Genomic DNA, 16930 nt, shown 5'->3' with positions numbered 1-16930 from the left:
CGGCCCTTGAGGCCCGGCGCGGTTCGCCCGCGCCGCAACTGCCGCTAGAAGGGGGCATGACCGCCAGCCCCGCCGACCCGCGCCCGACCCTCGCCGCCCCGGATGACGATCCCTGGATCTGGCTGGAGGAGGTGGAGGGCGAGCGGGCCGTGGCCTGGGTGGCCGAGCAGAACGCCGCGACCCTTGCCCGCTTGGCCGATGCGCGCTTCGAGGCGGACCGGGACGCGGTGCGCACGGCGCTGGACCGACCCGACAAGCTGCCCATGGTCAGCCGCCGCGGGAACTTCCTGTACAATTTCTGGCAGGACGCCGCGCATCCACGCGGGCTGTGGCGGCGCACCACTCTTGAGAGCTACCGCCAGCCCCAGCCGGAATGGGACGTCCTGCTCGACCTCGACGCGCTGGTGCAGGTTGAGGGCGCGGACTGGGTCTGGCAGGGCTCCGACATGCTGCCCGGCACGCATGACCTGGCGATGCTCCGCCTGTCCCGCGGCGGCGGCGATGCCGTGGTGATGCGTGAGTTCGACCTGGAGAAGCGGCGCTTCGTCGAGAACGGCTTTGTCACGCCCGAGGCCAAGGGCGGCACCGACTGGCTGGACCGGGACACGCTGCTGCTGTCCTCCGCGCTGGGGGAGGGGATGGCCACGCATTCGGGCTATGCGCGCACCATCCGGCTCTGGTCCCGCGGCACCGATCCCGCGACCGCACCCGTGCTCTTCAGCTGTGACGCGGCCCATATGGGAACCTGGGGCGGTGTGGACCGCGAGGGCGGGGGAAGGCTGGTCTTCATCGACCAGGTCGGCTTCTACGAAACCGCCATCCATCTCGGCGACCGCACCGGGCCGCGCATCCGCATCGACCTGCCCGGTGATGCCGAGTTCCGCTGGCAGCGGGGCTGGATGGTCGTGCGCCTCCGCAGCCCCTGGACGACGGGCGAAACGACGCACGCGGCCGACACGCTGCTCGGCATCGGGCTGGATGCTTTCCTGGCCGGCGACCGCGACTTCCAGGTCCTTGTCACCCCCGGGGAGCGGCGTGCTCTGCAGGGCATCTTCTGGTGTGACGGGCGGCTTGTCGTCTCCGCACTGGATGAGCTGCGGCCCGATTTCAACGTCTTCACCCCCGGCGCGGAGGGCTGGTCCAGCGCCCGCCTCTCGGGCCTGCCCGAAGCGGGCGTCGCTCATGTCTGGCCGCTGGACAGCATGGCCGAGGAATCCGATGGCAGCCTCCTCGCCCAGGTGGAGGACCCGATCACCCCGGCGAGCCTGCTGCTGACGGATGTCGGGCTCTCGGCACCCCTCCTCCTCCGCCGCTCCTCGCCCATCTTTGACGCTAACGGGCTCGTGGTGACGCGCCACGAGGCGGTCTCGGTTGATGGCGAGCGCATCCCCTATGTGCAGACCGGCCCGGCGGGGGAGACCGGGGATGCGCCCGTGCATCTCTCCGGCTACGGCGGCTTCCGTATCTCCCGCCTGCCCACCTACCAGGGAATGTCGGGCAAGCTGTGGCTGGAGAAGGGCGGCACGACCGTCATTGCCAACATTCGGGGCGGCGGCGAATTCGGTACGCGCTGGCACGAGGCCGGGCGGCGCGAGGGCAAGCGCCTGTCGCATGACGACTTCGCGGCGGTCGCGGCCGATCTCGTGCGGCGCGGCGTCACGCGCGCGGGGCGCATCGCGGCCGAGGGCGGATCGAATGGCGGGCTGCTGATCGCCAACATGCTCACCCGCTATCCCGAGCGCTTCGGCGCGCTGTTCTGCACCATCCCGCTGATCGACATGCGCCGCTACTCCAAGCTGCTTGCCGGCGCGAGCTGGATCGCGGAATACGGCGATCCCGACAAGCCCGAGGACTGGGCCTTCCTGCAGCACATGTCCGCCTATCACGTCGCCGAACCCGGCCGTCCCTACCCGCCCATCCTGCTGGCCACCACGCGGCGCGACGACCGCGTGCATCCCGGCCATGCCCGCAAGATGGCGGCGAAGTTGCAGGCGCTGGGGTACCCCGCCCTGTTCCATGAGCCCGCGGCGGGCGGGCACGGCTATGGCAAGGACAATGCGGAGGTGGCGAACTTCGCGGCGCTGGGCGCGGCCTTCCTGCGCCGCGCGATCGGCTGGGAGGCGGAGGGCGCCTGAGGCGCCCCCGCCGCCATCATCAGGCCTCCAGCCCAAGCTCCTCCTGCACCAGGCTCACCCAATAGGCGGAGCCGAGCGCCAGCGCGTCGTCGTTGAAGTCGTAGAGCGGCGTGTGGACGTTGTGGAAGCTGCCATCGGGGTTGCTGCCATTGCCGATACGCATGAACACGCCCGGCTTCTCCTGCAGCATGAAGGCGAAGTCCTCGCCACCCGTGCTCAGCGGGATGTCGCCGACCTTCGCTGCCCCGACCAGCGCCGCGGCGGCGGCGGTTGCGACCGGCACCTTCTCCGCCGTGTTCACCGTGGGCGGGCAGAGCGGCTCGTAGAGGCATTCCGCCGTGCAGCCATGGGCGGTGGCCAAGCTCTCCGCCAGCTCCGCCAGGCGGCGGCGGATCACCGCCTGTGCCTCGGGGCGGAAGTAGCGGGCGGTGCCGCGCACGACCATCTCGGACGGCATGACATTGGGCGAGTTGAAAGCGCCACCGGAGACGTGGCCGACGCTGACGGCGGCGCTTTCGGTCGGGTGCAGGTTGCGCGGCAGGATGGTGTGCACGGCGAGCAGGAAATGGCCGAGCACCACCGTCACATCGGTCGCCAGATGCGGCGCCGCGCCGCCATGCCCGCCCGTACCGCGGAAGGTCACGCTCCAGAAATCCGCCCCCGCCAGGATCGGCCCCGGCCGCGTGGCGAACTGGCCCACGGGGATGCCGGGCGAGTTGTGCATGCCGTAGACGGCGTCCACCGGAAAGCGCTCGAATAGCCCGTCCTTGATCATTGCCGCGGCGCCGGTCGCGGCCTCCTCGGCGGGCTGGAAGATGAACTGCACGGCGCCGCCGAAGTCGCGATGCTCAGCCAGGTAGCGCGCCGCGCCCAGCAGCATCGCCGTGTGCCCGTCATGCCCGCAGGCATGCATCTTCCCCGGCACGGTGGAGCGGTGCGCGAAGCCGTTCTTCTCCTCGATGAACAGCGCATCCATGTCGGCGCGCAGCCCGATGGCGCGCTGGCCGGGGCGGCTGCCCTGCAGGGTGCCGACCACGCCCGTCACGCCCACCTTCTCCGTGACCTCGATGCCCCATTCGCGCAGTTTCTCGGCGACGATGCCGGCGGTGCGGACCTCCTCCATGCGCGTCTCGGGATGCATGTGGATGTCGCGGCGGATCGCGATCAGCTCCTCCGCATAGGTGTTGATTTCGTCCAGGATGGCTTGGCGCGACATGTCTGCCCTTCTCGTGGATGAAGCCGGTCCCGAACTGGCTCCCGGCGCTCCGCCCGGCCGGGGGCGGATCGCCATTACTGCGAGCAATGGCGCCCGGAATCCAGGGGGGCGGGCACGCGAACGCACGGAAACATTGACCTTTCCCGGCCGCCATGCCGCAATCCGCCCGAGCGTCGCCGGAACAAGGGGACCTCCGGGGCAGAGCGCAGTCATCGAACCGTGATGGAGACGTTCATGGTCCGCATGAATGCCGTGATGCCCCGACGCGGCCTTTTCGCCCTGCCTGCCGCCGCGCTTCTCACCGGCGGCCCTGCCCGGGCCCAGGCCTCGGGAATGCTGAACCTGGCCGTCGCGGCACCGCCGACGACGCTCGATCCGCACTACCACACGCTCTCGCCCAACAACATGATGGCCGAACACTTCTTCGACCAGCTCGTCGGGCGCGATGCAAAGGCGCAGCTCCGCCCCGGCCTCGCGGAATCATGGCGGCTGGTGGACGACACGACCTGGGAGTTCAGGCTCCGCCGCGGCGTGAAGTTCAGCAACGGCCAGGACTTCACGGCCGAGGACGTGCTGTTCACCCTCAAGCGCATCCCAAACGTGGTGAACAGCCCGGGGTCCTTCTCCATCTACACCAAGGCGATCATCGCCTCCGAGGTGGTGGACCCGCACACGATCCACTTCAAAACCGCGGGCGTGTACCCCCTGCTGCCGCAGGATCTCAGCATGGTCTACATCATCTGCAAGTCCGTGGGTGACAGCGTCTCGACCGGTGACTTCAACAACGGTCGCGCCGTCATCGGTACCGGCCCCTTCCGCCTCGCCAGCTTCATCCCGGACGATCGCGTGGTGATGGCACGGAACGACGCCTATTGGGGCGAGAAGCCGGAATGGGCGCAGGTGACCTACCGCTTCGCCGCCAATGACGGCGTGCGCGTGGCCGCCCTGCTGTCCGGCGACGTGCAAATGATCGATGTCGTGCCGCCCAACGACATGCCGCGCCTGCGCAGCACCCCCGGCATCACCTTCTCCGAAATGCCGAGCCTGCGCTGCATCTACCTGAAGCTGGATACCGCGAACGAGGTCTCGCCCTACATCACCGGGCCGGACGGGCAGAAGCTGGACCGCAACCCGCTGCGCGACCTGCGCGTGCGGCAGGCACTGTCCATCGCCATCAACCGCCAGGCCATCGTGGACCGCGTGATGCAAGGCGCCGCCACTCCCACGGGCCAGATGATGCCACCGGGCTCCAACGGCTTCGTCGCCGACCTGCCTGCCCCCGCCTTCAACGCGGACCGCGCGAAGGCGCTGCTGACTGAGGCGGGTTACCCCAACGGGTTCCAGATCACCCTGATCGGCCCCAACAACCGCTATGTGAACGACGCGCAGATCATCCAGGCGATCGGGCAGATGTGGCAGCGCATCGGCGTGCGGACGCGGGTTGAGGCTGTGCCCTTCGCCGTGCTCGCGCAGCGGCAGGCGCGCAACGACATGTCGGCCATGCTGATCGGTTGGGCGACGAGCGGCGATCCCTCCTCCGCCCTGCGCGGCAACCTGACGACGCGCATCCCCGACAAGGGCTTCGGCACGGTCAACTTCAGCGGCTATTCCAACGCGGCCGTGGATGCCCTGGTGGAGGAGGGGCTCCGCACCGCTGATGACGAGAAGCGGGAGGACATCTTCAAGCAGGCCATGCGGATGGCGATGGAGGATGTGGCGCTGGTGACGCTGCACATGCAGAAGAACATCTGGGCGTTGCGCAACGGCATGACCTACGAGGCGCGCGCCGACGAGTACACGGTGGCGATGGGCGTGAAGCGGGGCTGAGCGGGCGGGAGACCCGCCGGACCAGGTCCCGCCCCGCCGCGCCCCACCGGAGCGCGGCGGCCCAGGCTAGCGGCCCGCGACCACCCGCAGCAGCGGAGCGGGAGAGGCCGCGCGTGCACCTTCAGCCGGCCGCTCCGTCCAGCGCGACACCACGCCACCCTCGCACTCCTGCACCACGGGGAAGGCGATCACGGTGCCTGCCTCGGCCGGGGTGCGGATGAGCAGGACGAATTCGTCGAACATCGCGTCGTCCAGCCGCCCGCCAGTCCAGGCGATCTCGCCGGGTGCGGCCGCTGGCGCTGCGGGCGCGCCATGCGCCGCGTGCCCGCCATGCCCGCTATGGGCGTCTGCCGCGGCGCCGGGCAGGCTCAGCGTCCAGCCGGGATGCGGCATGGGCCGCGCGCCGCGCAGCTCGGGCGGCACGGTCAGGCGGATAGCCGTGGTTGCCGCCCCGCCCGCGCAGCCATGGCCAACACGGAGGGCGACGCGAACATAGGCGTTCGCAGGCGCCTCGGTCTGATCCAGCACGACATGTGCGCCGGCCGGGGCAGCGGCCAGCACGGCCAGAATGCCGAGCGCCGCAGGGATGCGGAAGGTCATGGTCCCGCCCCCTTCAGTGGTGGTGCGCGGCGCCGGGCGCAGCGGCGCCGGCGGCCTGCACGGCGACCTGCACCTCGACCGTGCCAGCCCGCTCGAAGGTGAGCGTCAAGGGCAGGGTGGTCCCCGGCCGCAGTGCCTGGGCGAGGCCGATCAGCATCACATGCGCACCGCCCGGCCGCAGCGCGACGCTGCCGCCCGCCGGGACATCCAGGGCCGCCACGGGGCGCATCCGCATCACATCCCCCTCGCGCACGGTCTCATGCACCTCGGTCGTGCGTGCGGCGGGGCTGCTGGCGGAGAGCAGGCGGTCGGGCTGCGTGCCGGCGTTGCGGATGGTGAGGAAGGCGCCGCCGGTGCCGCCCTGGATCGCCGCGCGGGCCCAGGGCTGCTCGATGGTGATGCCGGTGGTGGCGCTCTGCTGCGCGGCGAGCGGGGAGACGAGCGCGAAGGCGCCCAGCGCGGCCAGGGCGGCCACGGTACGACGATGAATGGTCATGGTCTGATCCTTGATGGTCCGGGGGCGCGTCTCGGCGCGCCCGAATACGGCGGAGGTCGGCGGATCAGGCCTGGGGTGGGGCGCGCGGAAGCTGCGGCGGTGCGCGTGGCGGCAGCGGGGGCAGGCCGGCTCGGGCCAGCGGCGCCGTCGCCAGCACGAAGCCCACTGGCACCGGCGGCACGGCGGAGACGGGCGGCGGTACGGAAGCGGGCCCGAGGCACAGGGCGCAGCAATCCGGCGCCGCCTGCTCTTGGATCGGCTGGCCATCGCCATCGACCAGCAGGCTGCGCGCCCCGTGCGGGCTGCACAGCTCCACCAGCATGGCGTCACTGATGGCCACCAAAGCGCGCGCATGCGGCACCGTCGCCGCGCCCCATTGGAGCAGCAGCAGCAGTCCGAGAAGGCGCATGAGGCCGGGCCGGAAGCGGCGCATGGCGGCGGTGTTACGCCCGCCGCCCGCCGAAGTCACCTTGCCCGGTCAGTCCACATCCGGTCAGTCCAACCACTCCCCGCCGCGCATCACGGGGGTGCGGCCCCCGGCGGCATCCAGCCCGTCCACCTCCACTTCCGGCGAGCCGATCATCCAGTCCACATGGATCAGGCTGCGGTTGGCGCCACGCCGGACCAGCTCCTCCTCGGAGAACTCCGCGACGAAGCACTTCGAATAGGCCTGGCCGAGGGCAATGTGGCTGGCCGCGTTCTCGTCGAACAGGGTGTTCAGGAACAGGATGCCGGAGCGCGAGATCGGGTTGGAGGAGGGGACGAGCGCCACCTCGCCGAGCTGGCGCGCGCCCTCGTCGGTGGAGATCATCTGCTCCAGCACCGCCTGGCCCTTGCTGGCCTGCGCCTCCACGATCGCGCCCGCCTCGAAGCGCACGCGGATGCCGTCGATGAGCGTGCCCTGGTGGGAGAGCGGCTTGGTGGCGGACACCACGCCCTGCGTCATCGCGCGATGCGGGGTGGTGAACACCTCCTCCGTCGGGATGTTCGGGTTGCCGTAGATGCCGTTCTTGGCCTTACTCGCCCCGCCCATCCAAGCATGGCCCTCGGCCAGGCCGACGATCAGGTCCGTGCCCGGGCCGCGGAAATGCAGGGCGTGGAAGTTCTGCGCGTTCAGCCGGTCCTGCCGCGCCTTCAGCTTCGCGTTGTGCTCGGCCCAGGCGGCGATCGGGTCGGGCATGTCCACGCGCGTGGTCGAGTAGATGGCATCCCACAGCCGCCGCACCGCGTCCTTCTGCGTCGCGCCGGGGAAGACGGCCTGCGCCCAAGCGGGATGGGCGAAGGGAACCAGCGTCCAGTTGATGTGGCTGTCCACGATGAGGTCCAGCGCGGGGCGATAGGCCTTGCTCTGCGCCCGGTTGGCGCGGGCGACCTTCGCCGGGTCCTGCGCCGAGAGTAGCGAGGGGTCCGAGCCCACGATGGCCAGCCGCGCGGCATTGCCGCGGAAGGCCGCCGCCATGCCCTCGAACAGCCAAGGGGTGGAGGTGTCGAAGCTGGCATCCGGGGCGTGCTGGTAGCGCAGCAGGGCCGACTGCTCGTCCGAGAACAGCGTGGTCACCAGCGAGGCACCGGCCTTGTAGGCATGGGCGGTGATCAGCCGGGCCAGAGGCAGCGCCTCGATCGGCGCCGTCATCACCAGCTCCTGCCCCGGCACGAGGCCGAGGCCCACCTTCACGGCCAGCTCGGCAAGGCGGTCGAGGCGAGGGTCGGCGGTGCCCGTGGCGGGCGAAAGGGCGGTGGGGGTGGCGAGATCCATGGTCGGTACTCCTGTCCCGGCCAAGATCAGAGCCGGGACAGGGATGGGCAAGGGGGTGGCCTACGCCTCCCGCCTCACGTTCAGCGGCAAGGTCATTCCCCGCCGCTCCACCTTCAGCCCGCGCCGGTACGCGCTGTCGAGGAAGTACTGCCCGAGCGGCACGAAGGGCACGTCCTCGAAGAACTGCGCCTGCACGGCGCGCCCGACGCGCTTCTGCGCCTCGGCATCTGGCGCCTCCAGCCACTCGTCGCGCAGCGCCTCCAGCTTCGGGCTGTTGGGCCAGCCGAACCAGGCATCGGCGCCGTTGCCGCGCAGCAGCGGATGGCCGCCGGGATTTGTCAGGTCCTCGCCCCCGAAGGCGACATAGACGGCGTTCCACCCGCCCTGGGACGGCGGCTCCTTTTTCGCGCGGCGCGCCAGCATCGTGCCCCAGTCCGAGGTCGCCAGATCCACCTCGAAGCCCATCCGCCGCATCGCATCGGCGCAGACCAGGGTGGCGTTGCTGTTGTTCACCTGGTCTGCGGGGTTGAGGAACACGACCTTCGCGCCCGCCTTGCCCGTGGCGGCCAGCGCGGCGCGGGCAGCGGCTATGTCGCGCGGGCCCGTCACGGCCGCGAGCCCCGCATCCGAGGCCAGGAAGGCATCCGGCGGGAAGCAGCCCATCCCGTCGCGCCAGCGGCTGCGGTCGTCGCCCATGATGGCGGCCATCACATCGGCCTGGCTGATGCCGGCCAGCAGGGTGCGGCGCACGGCCGGGTCGTCAAAGGGCGCGTGCAGATGGTTGGGGCGCAGCATGGCCACCGTGCCCTGGGTCTCGATCCGGTCCACCACCACGTCCCGCCGGCGGGCGAGCAGCGGGCGCAGGTCGGGCGCGATGCGCTCCCACCAGTCGATCTCACCCGCCTGCAGCGCGGCGCCGGTCGTGGAGGGATCGGGCAGGTGGTGCCATTCCAGCCGCTCGAAATGCGCGAGCTTGGGGCCGGAGGTGACCGCCACTTCGCCGCCCGGCGCGGGCGAATACCGGCCGTAGCGGCGGTACACGGCCAGCGAGCCTGCCCGCCGCTCCTCCGCCACGAAGCGGTACGGGCCGGAGCCGACGATCTCCGTCACCGGCGCCGTTGTCGGCAGGGTGGCGAACCGCTCAGGCATGATGAAGCAGGGGTAGGAGGAGGACTTGCCCAGCGCGTCCAGCATCACGCCGAAGGGACGGCGCAGACGGATCTGGAAGCGCCGGTCGTCCAACGCACGGATTTCCTCCACCCGCGGCGCTAGCGTCTGCCCGTGCGTGTCGCGCCCCATCCAGCGGCGGATCGAGGCAACGGCATCGGCGGCGCGGATCTTCTCGCCATCGTGGAAGGTTGGGCCGTCGCGCAGGGTGAAGGTCCAGCGCAGGCCGCCATCCTCCACCACATGCCCTTCGGCGAGCTGCGGCTGCGGGCGGAAGGCCGAATCCAGCCCGTAGAGCGTGTCCCAGCACAGATGCGCGTGATTGCGGACGGCGTAGGAGGTGGTCGAGAGCGGATCGAGGGAGGTCACATCCGCCTGCGGCACGAAGCGAAGCACCTGCGCGGCCTCGCCCTGGGCGAGTGCGGGGGCGGAGACCAGGGCGGCGGCGGTGCCCAGGAAGGCGCGGCGTGTCGTCATGGTGCATCCCCTTGCAGAGGTGGGAGCAGGGGGCAGCCCGCGCCGCCCTGTCAAGCAAGGCGGCGCGGGCACGCGGGGCCTCAGGCCTCCAGCGTCGCCTCCATCGTGATCTCGGCGCGCAGCACCTTGGAAACGGGGCAGCCGGCCTTCGCCTTGGCTGCCAGCTCCTGGAACCCGGCATCATCCGTGCCCGGCACCTTGGCGCGCAGCGTCAGGTGGATCTTCGTGATCTCGAAGCCTTCTCCCACCTTGTCGAGGGTGACGTCGGCCTTGGTCTCCATCCGCTCGGCCGTCAGCCCGGCCCCGCCAAGGATGGCGGACAGCGCCATGGTGAAGCAGCCGGCATGGGCGGCGCCGATCAGCTCCTCGGGGTTGGTCCCCTTCACGCCCTCGAAGCGCATCGCATAGCCGTAGGGATGGGACTCCATGGCGCCGCTCTCGGTCGAGATCGTGCCGCGCCCGTCCTTGAAGCCACCCTGCCAGGTGGCGGAACCGCTCTTCTTCATCGCTATCTCTCCATTGTCGGGTACCGGGCCCGCGCCGAAACCGTGCGGGATGCCCGTCTCTCTGTCACGGCGGGTCGCCCGCCCTCATATCGGGGCGGATGGTCCGGACGCCATGCCAACGCGGCCAGGTCGATGGCGATGCGGCCGGCGGATGGGCGCTGCACGGAACGGAGGGCGGTATGGCGACCGGAACCCGATACGGCGTGGACCTGCGGTCCGCGCTGCCCGCTGATGCGGCCGATCTCGCGGCCCTTCTGGGCGGCACTTCGCGCAGCATGGCGCAACGGATGGAGGCGGTGCTGCGCGACCCGGCCTCGGCCGTGCTCGTCGCCACCGGCTGGAACGGCGCGGTGATCGGCGCGATCGCCCTGCACTGGCACCCCGCCCTCGACTCGGACCGCCCCGTTGCCCGGATCGGCGCGCTCGCCGTGGCGGAGGAGGAGCGACGCAACGGCATCGGTCGCCTGCTCATCAAGGCCGGGTCCCAAGCGGCCCGCACGGCCGGTTGCGACCGCCTGGATGCTGCCGTGCCGGAAGGGGAGGAGGGCGGCGCCGCCTTCCTCGGGGCGCTCGGCTTCGTGCCGACCGGGCCCGATTTCTCCCGCCCGTTGCGCAAACGTGCCCAGGAAATGCCCTGATTTCCGCGAAGCGCGGCGGCCGGTCCGGCGTTGTCCCCCCACCACAGCGGGAGAGGTCCCCCATGCGAACCGCCATGCTCCCCGTCGCCGCCCTGCTCCTGGGCCTCGCCGGCCCCGCCCTGGCCGCCCCCGGCTTCGCCACCGGCAACGTGAATCTGCGTGCCGGCCCGGGGACGAGCTATCCCCAGGTCACCGTCGTTCCCTCCGGCGCCGGTGTGGAGATCTTCGGCTGCCTCCAGGGCTACAGCTGGTGCGATGTGGGCTTCGGCCAGGTGCGCGGCTGGGTCTCCTCCAACTACCTGCAGTACCTGTACGAGGATCGGCGCGTGCCGCTGGTGCAGGACACGCCGCGGGCCGGCGTTCCGGTCGTGACCTTCAGCTTTGGCGACTACTGGGGCAGCCACTATCGCGGCCGATCCTGGTACTCCGACCGTGACCGCTGGGGTGGCGGGCCGCCGCCCCGCGCGGCCTTCCGCGAGCCGCCGCCTCCGGGCTGGCGCGACGGACCGGGCCGTGGGCCGGACCGCGGCCCGGATTGGCGGGACGGCCCGCGCGACCGCCGGGCGGATTGGCGTGAGGAGCGGCGCGAGGAACGCCGTGACGAGTGGCGCGAGCGCCGTGGGGATCGCCCGAACTGGCGTGACGATCGCGGCGGACCGGATGGGCGCGGGCCCGGCGACCGCGGCCCCGGCTTCCGTGGTGACCGGGATCCGGGCGATCGGGGTGACCGCGGCGACGATCGTGGGCGCGGCCGGCCGGAGTGATGCGAAGGTCTGGCGGTGCACTGCCGCCAGACCGCCCGGGCCGTTTTGCCGGATGGTGTTGAGCGGGACCGCTCAGCGCAGCAGTGGCCCCACCACGATCAGCACCGCGAAGCCGCCGACCGCCGCCGCCCCGACCCGCGGCACGAGCCCGGCCCGCCCGATGGCCCCGGCAGCGCGCCCGAGCGCCGCACCGATAGCAATCCAGCACAGCGCCACGCTGACCAGCAGCCCGACAAAGCCTAACAGATAGGGCCACCACACCGCCGTTCCAAAAGGAATGACACCGAGGGCAAAGACCAGCGCCTTGGGGTTGAGCAGGGTCGTCACGAAGATCTGGCGGGGCGTGACCGGCACCGCCGACAGATCCACCGCCCCCTGGCGCCACAGCTTCACCGCCAGCCAGACAAGATAGGCACCCACCGCCAGCCGCAGCCCGATGGCGACTGCCGGAGCGGAGGCGATTACCGGCCCGATCGCCAGCCCGATGGTGAGGATCGAGATGAGGTACCCCGCGGTTTCCGCCGGAACCAGCGGCAGGGAGCGGCGGAACCCGGCTGTACCACCCGAGGTGGCCAGCAGCGTGTTGGTCGGCCCCGGCGTGCCGAGGATCAGCAGTACGGTAAGGACGAAGAGCGTCGGATCCTGCATGGGCCTTCCTTGGGCGGGCATTCCCCGCCCGCACGCCGCCTTCTATCGCCCGGCCCGGGCAGGCCGCCAAGCCGGTGGGACTTTTCGCGCGGCGCCGGGCTGCCCATCTACTGAGCGTGTCCCGACGCCATGAAAAGCGCGCCGCCCGGCGGGGAGGGGAGCTTCCCGAGCCGGCCGAGGAAGCGCCTTGCCCACTTTGCCTCCGCCCAATCCCGCCGGGCGCCCGCGCCAGCCGTCACCACCTCGTGCCCCGGCTGAAGGGCGGCACCCATCGCGGAACGGTCCGGATGCATCATATCTGCCATCAGGCCATCCATGCGCGCTTCACCGAGGCCGAATTGGCCCGGGACCTGGCGGACCCGGAGGCACTGCGTGCGGAACCCCGACTCGCCGAGTTCCTCGCCTGGGTAGCCGGCAAGCCGCCCGACTTCCACGCACCCACCCGCATATCGCGGGACCGCACGCCGAAATGGCGCTGATGCCCTGAGCACGGGCCCTGCCCGATGGCGGGGCCGATCCCCCTAACCCTTGCCTTGGCGTGCAGGGGTGCCGCCGTTAGAAGGCGGCGCTGAAGCACGCCTCCGGAGCCCCGACCATGGCCGCCTACCAGTACATCTACGTCATGAAGGATCTCACCAAGTCCTATCCGGGCGGCCGTGAGGTCTTCAAGGGCATCACCCTCTCCTTCCTTCCCACCGTGAAGATCGGCGTGCTCGGCCCCAACGGCGCCGGCAAGTCCACGCTGATGCGGATCATGGCGGGGCAGGACAAGGAGTTCGGCGGCGAGGCCTGGGCCGCCGAGGGCGTGCGCGTCGGCTATCTGTCGCAGGAGCCGCATCTCGATCCCGCGAAGAATGTCGGCGAGAATGTTCGGGCTGCCTTTGCCGGGCTGAACGCCGATCTCGAGCGCTTCAACGAGATCAGCATGAAGTTCGCCGAGGAGATGTCCGAGGACGAGATGAACACCCTCCTCGCCGAGCAGGCCGAGCTGCAGGAGCGGATCGACGCCGCCGATGGCTGGGACATCGACCGCCGCGTGGACATCGCGCTCGACGCCCTGCGCTGCCCGCCCGCCGAGAGCGCGGTGACGCATCTCTCGGGCGGCGAGCGCCGGCGCGTGGCGCTGTGCAAGCTGCTGCTCGAAAAGCCCGAGCTGCTGCTACTCGACGAGCCGACGAACCATCTGGACGCCGAGAGCGTCTCCTGGCTCGAGAAGACGCTGCGCGACTACGAGGGCGCGGTGCTCATCGTCACGCACGACCGCTACTTCCTCGACAACGTGACCAATTGGATCCTCGAGGTCGATCGCGGCAGGGGCATCCCCTACGAGGGCAACTACTCCGCCTACCTCACCGCCAAGCGTAAGCGCCTGGCCCAGGAGGAGAAGGAGGAGAGCACCCGCCAGCGCCAGCTGGCCGAGGAGCAGGAGTGGATCGGCCGCAGCCCGGCCGCTCGCCAGTCCAAGAGCAAGGCGCGTATCCAGGCCTATGAGGAGCTGCTGCAGAAGAGCCTCGACAAGGCGCCGGACCCCACCGAGATCCAGATCCCGCCCGCGCCCCGCCTGGGCAACATCGTCATCACTGCGGAGAACATCCGCAAGGCCTTCGGCAACCGCCTGCTGATCGACGACCTGTCCTTCAAGTTGCCGCCCGGCGGCATCGTCGGCGTCATCGGCCCGAACGGCGCCGGCAAGACCACGCTGTTCAAGATGATCACCAAGCGCGAGGAGCCGGACTCCGGCACCATGGTGATCGGCGACAGCGTCCAGCTGGGCTATGTGGACCAGAGCCGCGACACGCTGGATGACAAGAAGACCGTCTGGCAGGAGATCTCCGACGGGCAGGAGCTCATCACTATGGGCAAGCGGCAGGTGCCCTCGCGCGCCTACGCCGCCGCCTTCAACTTCAAGGGTGGCGACCAGCAGAAGCCGGTGGGCGTGCTCTCCGGCGGCGAGCGCAATCGCGTGCACCTCGCGAAGATGCTGCGCAACCCGCACAACGTGCTGCTGCTCGACGAGCCGACCAACGACCTTGACGTGGACACGCTGCGCGCGCTCGAGGAGGCGCTGACCGATTTCGCGGGCTGCGCGGTCATCATCTCGCATGACCGCTGGTTCCTGGACCGGCTGGCCACCCACATCCTCGCCTTCGAGGGCGACAGCCATGTCGAGTGGTTCGAGGGCAACTACCAGGCCTATGAGGCCGACAAGAAGCGCCGCATGGGCGCAGCGGCGGACGAGCCGCACCGGATCAAGTACCGGCCGCTGACCCGGTGAGGGCAGGGATCACCGGGTAGGGCCGGCGGCGTGCAAACCGCCACCCGGCTCCTCGTCTCGCGCGTGGTCCGCACGCCGCGGCTGACGCTGCTCCCGGTCGGGAAGGAGAACCTTCCCGACTTGGTGCGGCTGAAATCCGCGCCGGAGGTCTTCGGCTACATGCTCCACGGCGTCCGCACTCCTGAGCGGACGGAGGAGGAGCTGGCCGACGACATGGATTTCTGGGAGGTGCGCGGCTACGGCACCTGGGCCGTCCATCGCACGGAAGATGGTGCCTTTCTTGGCATCACCGGACTGATGGAGCGGCCGGACGGGCGCGGCGTCGCGCTGCGCTATGCGCTCTGGCCGGAATGCCGGGGCAAGGGCTATGCGCGGGAAGCGGCCAGGGCGGCGCTGCAATTCGGCCACGCCGCCGGGCTGCGCCGTATCATCGCCATTGCGCGGGAGAGCAACGCCTCTTCCCGCTCCGTGATGGCCGATATCGGGATGGCGCCGGCCGGCGAGTTCACCAATGCCGGCCACCGCATGATCGTCTACGAGAGCCGCAGCCAGCCTTAACGGCGCCGAACCCAAAGGGTGATCATCATCACGGCCACCATGATGATCACCCCTGTCCGGTGCTCGGCAATCCAGGCGAGCGCCGGCTCGATCAGCATCGCGGTCGGCTAGCGCTCGCGGGCGGCGAGCTGGGCCACCTGGTTCCGCATGGCATCCAGCAGCGCAGAGACGCGCCCGCCATTGCGGCTGATCACGGCCGAGTACTCGCTGCGCGTCGTCAGGCGCAGCGAGGTGCCCTCGGCAATCACGTCCACGATCTTCGGCTGGCCGCCAACCTCGCCCACGCGCCAGTCCAGCGAGAAGGCGGGGGAGCTCGGGCGCTCGATCACCGTGTTGACGAGCGTATCGTCCTCGGTGCGCTGCTGGCTGCGGCCTAGGGAGAAGCGCACGCCCTGGTATTCGCCGAAGCGGGCCGAGAGGTTACGGATCAGCGTCTCCTCGAACAGCTGCATGTACTGCGTCTGCTCGTCCGGCGTCGCCTGGCGGTAGTAGCGGCCGAGAATGAACCGGCCCACGCCGTCCACATCCACCGCACGGCGCAGGATGCCGGCCACGCGCTGGCGGCGCTGCTCGACCGACCCACCGCCATTGATCGCGGCCACCAGTTCCTGCCCCGTGCTCTGGACGAAGGACGTGGCCCGGGCCGTGTCCACCGCCTGGGCGCGGGCCGAAGAGGCGCCGCCGAAGGTGGCGCCACCGAGGGCGACCCCGAGGGCGGTGAGGAGAGGGCGTCGGCCGATCATCGGGTGAAGCATCGATTGGGGCATCGGATGGGTCGTCTCGTTCTGTTTCTGAGGCGCCGCGGCGCGTGGGGCGTCCGGCCCCAGGTGGTGCGCCGGCATCGCCGCCTCAACGCCCCCGGGGCGGTTCCGTTCCCCCCAGGGGATGCTTTCACCGGTCTCCCGCCCCGCCAGGACGCCCTGAGGCGCCCCGACTGCCTGAGCGGGCCCGCCCTCTCAGGGCTGGCGCGCGCCGGGCGGGGTGCTGCCCAGCCCTGTGCCCAGTCCCTGGGGAGCCGCCGGGGTGGCGGCGGGGGTGTTGGCGATCTCCCGCGCCCGCTGCTGGCGATAAGCGCTGCGGAGCGTCGCATAGGGGTCGAGGCTGGTGCGCTGCACTTCGTCCAGCGGGTCGAGCAGCGATTCCCGCGTGCTGACCACCGTGACGCCGGTACGGACATAGTTGGCGATGTCCATCGCGTCCCGGTTGCCGAAGCTCACCCAGGTGAAGGGGTCGGCGGCGATACCGAGGCCGAAGCCCAGGAGGTCGCGCGGGTTGCTCGGGCCCAGGATGGGGAGGAACAGGAACGGACCTTCCTCCACCCCGGCGACCGCGAAGGTCTGGCCGAAATCCTCGGTATGCGGCGGCAGGCCGAAATCCTTGGCCACGTCCAGGATGCCGCCCACGCCCAGGGTGCTGTTCAGCAGGAAGCGGCCGAGAGTGGTGCCGAAGCGCTGCGTCTCGCCCTGCAGCGCGTCGTTCATCAGGATCACGGGGCTGCGCAGGTTGCTCAGGAAGTTCGAGACGCCCGTGCGGACCGGCGGCGGCACCACGGCGCGGTAGCCGACGGCCACCGGGCGCAGCACGGCCGTGTCGATGGCCTGATGCACGTCGTACATGGCCCGGTTGAAGGGCTCGATCGGGTCGTTGTTGGCGCGGAACTCCTCCTGCGCCTCACGGTCATCGGCGGGCGGCCGCGTGGCGCAGCCGGTCAGCGCCCCGCCGATCATTGCGGCGAGGAGGCCGGCCGTAAGCAGCCGACGGAGAGGGGAGGGGCCAGAAAGCGGGCGGATATCGCGCATCGGGGGGGATTCCAGGGTCTCTTCGCTGTTAGCACCTGCGGAAGGACGGGGAAACCGCGACCGTTCTC

Annotated in this window: 17 protein-coding genes; 7 read left to right on the top strand and 10 right to left on the bottom strand. The window is 70.6% G+C overall.

Going from position 1 to position 16930, the window contains the following annotated elements; genetic code table 11:
- The first annotated feature begins 56 nt into the window (after nucleotides 1–56).
- Nucleotides 57–2135 (top strand): prolyl oligopeptidase family serine peptidase, encoded by a 2079-nt coding sequence (locus ACVBD7_RS12075; RefSeq protein ID WP_458093479.1) that lies wholly within the window; start codon nucleotides 57–59, stop codon nucleotides 2133–2135.
- A 19-nt stretch (nucleotides 2136–2154) separates the two neighbouring features.
- On the opposite strand, the gene ACVBD7_RS12070 is transcribed toward ACVBD7_RS12075, so the two are convergent.
- Nucleotides 2155–3351, bottom strand: a complete 1197-nt coding sequence (locus ACVBD7_RS12070) for an amidohydrolase (RefSeq protein WP_458093478.1) — start codon at nucleotides 3349–3351, stop codon at nucleotides 2155–2157.
- A 243-nt stretch (nucleotides 3352–3594) separates the two neighbouring features.
- Between ACVBD7_RS12070 and ACVBD7_RS12065 the strand changes: the two genes are divergently transcribed.
- Entirely contained in the window at nucleotides 3595–5178 is a 1584-nt protein-coding gene (locus ACVBD7_RS12065) for an ABC transporter substrate-binding protein (protein WP_458097693.1), read from the top strand.
- A gap of 66 nt (nucleotides 5179–5244) precedes the next feature.
- Here the strand turns inward: ACVBD7_RS12065 and ACVBD7_RS12060 are convergent, their stop codons facing one another.
- The 6 genes from ACVBD7_RS12060 to ACVBD7_RS12035 all read right to left on the bottom strand — a co-directional run bounded on the left by ACVBD7_RS12060 (nucleotide 5245) and on the right by ACVBD7_RS12035 (nucleotide 10186).
- Entirely contained in the window at nucleotides 5245–5778 is a 534-nt protein-coding gene (locus ACVBD7_RS12060) for a YcnI family protein (RefSeq protein WP_458093477.1), read from the bottom strand.
- A 13-nt stretch (nucleotides 5779–5791) separates the two neighbouring features.
- Nucleotides 5792–6274 carry a copper chaperone PCu(A)C gene (locus ACVBD7_RS12055; protein ID WP_458093476.1) on the bottom strand — a complete coding sequence of 161 codons (483 nt, stop codon included), beginning with the start codon at nucleotides 6272–6274 and terminating at the stop codon, nucleotides 5792–5794.
- Between the two features lie 64 nt (nucleotides 6275–6338).
- Complete coding sequence (locus ACVBD7_RS12050; RefSeq protein ID WP_458093475.1) at nucleotides 6339–6743, bottom strand: DUF2946 family protein; 405 nt, start codon at nucleotides 6741–6743, stop codon at nucleotides 6339–6341.
- A gap of 24 nt (nucleotides 6744–6767) precedes the next feature.
- Nucleotides 6768–8030, bottom strand: coding sequence for an aminopeptidase (locus ACVBD7_RS12045; protein ID WP_458093474.1), 1263 nt, complete (start codon nucleotides 8028–8030; stop codon nucleotides 6768–6770).
- Between the two features lie 60 nt (nucleotides 8031–8090).
- Nucleotides 8091–9674 carry an ABC transporter substrate-binding protein gene (locus ACVBD7_RS12040; protein WP_458093473.1) on the bottom strand — a complete coding sequence of 528 codons (1584 nt, stop codon included), beginning with the start codon at nucleotides 9672–9674 and terminating at the stop codon, nucleotides 8091–8093.
- 80 nt (nucleotides 9675–9754) lie between these two features.
- The gene (locus ACVBD7_RS12035) at nucleotides 9755–10186 is read right to left on the bottom strand and encodes an OsmC family protein (protein WP_458097692.1); all 432 of its coding nucleotides are present in this window, start codon (nucleotides 10184–10186) and stop codon (nucleotides 9755–9757) included.
- Between the two features lie 173 nt (nucleotides 10187–10359).
- Here ACVBD7_RS12035 and ACVBD7_RS12030 point away from each other — a divergent pair, with 173 nt between their 5' ends.
- Both ACVBD7_RS12030 and ACVBD7_RS12025 read left to right on the top strand, forming a co-directional pair.
- Complete coding sequence (locus ACVBD7_RS12030; protein WP_458093471.1) at nucleotides 10360–10818, top strand: GNAT family N-acetyltransferase; 459 nt, start codon at nucleotides 10360–10362, stop codon at nucleotides 10816–10818.
- Between the two features lie 62 nt (nucleotides 10819–10880).
- Nucleotides 10881–11582, top strand: a complete 702-nt coding sequence (locus tag ACVBD7_RS12025) for an SH3 domain-containing protein (RefSeq protein ID WP_458093470.1) — start codon at nucleotides 10881–10883, stop codon at nucleotides 11580–11582.
- 72 nt (nucleotides 11583–11654) lie between these two features.
- On the opposite strand, the gene ACVBD7_RS12020 is transcribed toward ACVBD7_RS12025, so the two are convergent.
- Nucleotides 11655–12230, bottom strand: coding sequence for a LysE family translocator (locus ACVBD7_RS12020; protein ID WP_458093468.1), 576 nt, complete (start codon nucleotides 12228–12230; stop codon nucleotides 11655–11657).
- A gap of 287 nt (nucleotides 12231–12517) precedes the next feature.
- On the opposite strand from ACVBD7_RS12020, the gene ACVBD7_RS12015 reads away from it, so the two are divergent.
- From ACVBD7_RS12015 to ACVBD7_RS12005, 3 genes are all read left to right on the top strand, one after another.
- Entirely contained in the window at nucleotides 12518–12709 is a 192-nt protein-coding gene (locus tag ACVBD7_RS12015; protein ID WP_458093466.1) for a hypothetical protein, read from the top strand.
- A gap of 116 nt (nucleotides 12710–12825) precedes the next feature.
- Nucleotides 12826–14505 (top strand): energy-dependent translational throttle protein EttA, encoded by a 1680-nt coding sequence (ettA, locus tag ACVBD7_RS12010; RefSeq protein WP_458093464.1) that lies wholly within the window; start codon nucleotides 12826–12828, stop codon nucleotides 14503–14505.
- 30 nt (nucleotides 14506–14535) lie between these two features.
- The gene (locus tag ACVBD7_RS12005; protein WP_458093462.1) at nucleotides 14536–15063 is read left to right on the top strand and encodes a GNAT family N-acetyltransferase; all 528 of its coding nucleotides are present in this window, start codon (nucleotides 14536–14538) and stop codon (nucleotides 15061–15063) included.
- Between the two features lie 107 nt (nucleotides 15064–15170).
- Here ACVBD7_RS12005 and ACVBD7_RS12000 read toward each other — a convergent pair whose 3' ends face one another.
- Both ACVBD7_RS12000 and ACVBD7_RS11995 read right to left on the bottom strand, forming a co-directional pair.
- A complete protein-coding gene (locus ACVBD7_RS12000) occupies nucleotides 15171–15830 on the bottom strand; it encodes an MlaC/ttg2D family ABC transporter substrate-binding protein (RefSeq protein ID WP_458093460.1) in 660 nt (219 codons plus the stop codon).
- 189 nt (nucleotides 15831–16019) lie between these two features.
- Complete coding sequence (locus ACVBD7_RS11995; protein ID WP_458093458.1) at nucleotides 16020–16862, bottom strand: MlaA family lipoprotein; 843 nt, start codon at nucleotides 16860–16862, stop codon at nucleotides 16020–16022.
- Between the last annotated feature and the right edge of the window lie 68 nt (nucleotides 16863–16930).

The sequence above is a fragment of the Roseomonas sp. WA12 genome, from assembly GCF_054165765.1.
This window is presented reverse-complemented; position numbering and strand designations above follow the sequence as displayed.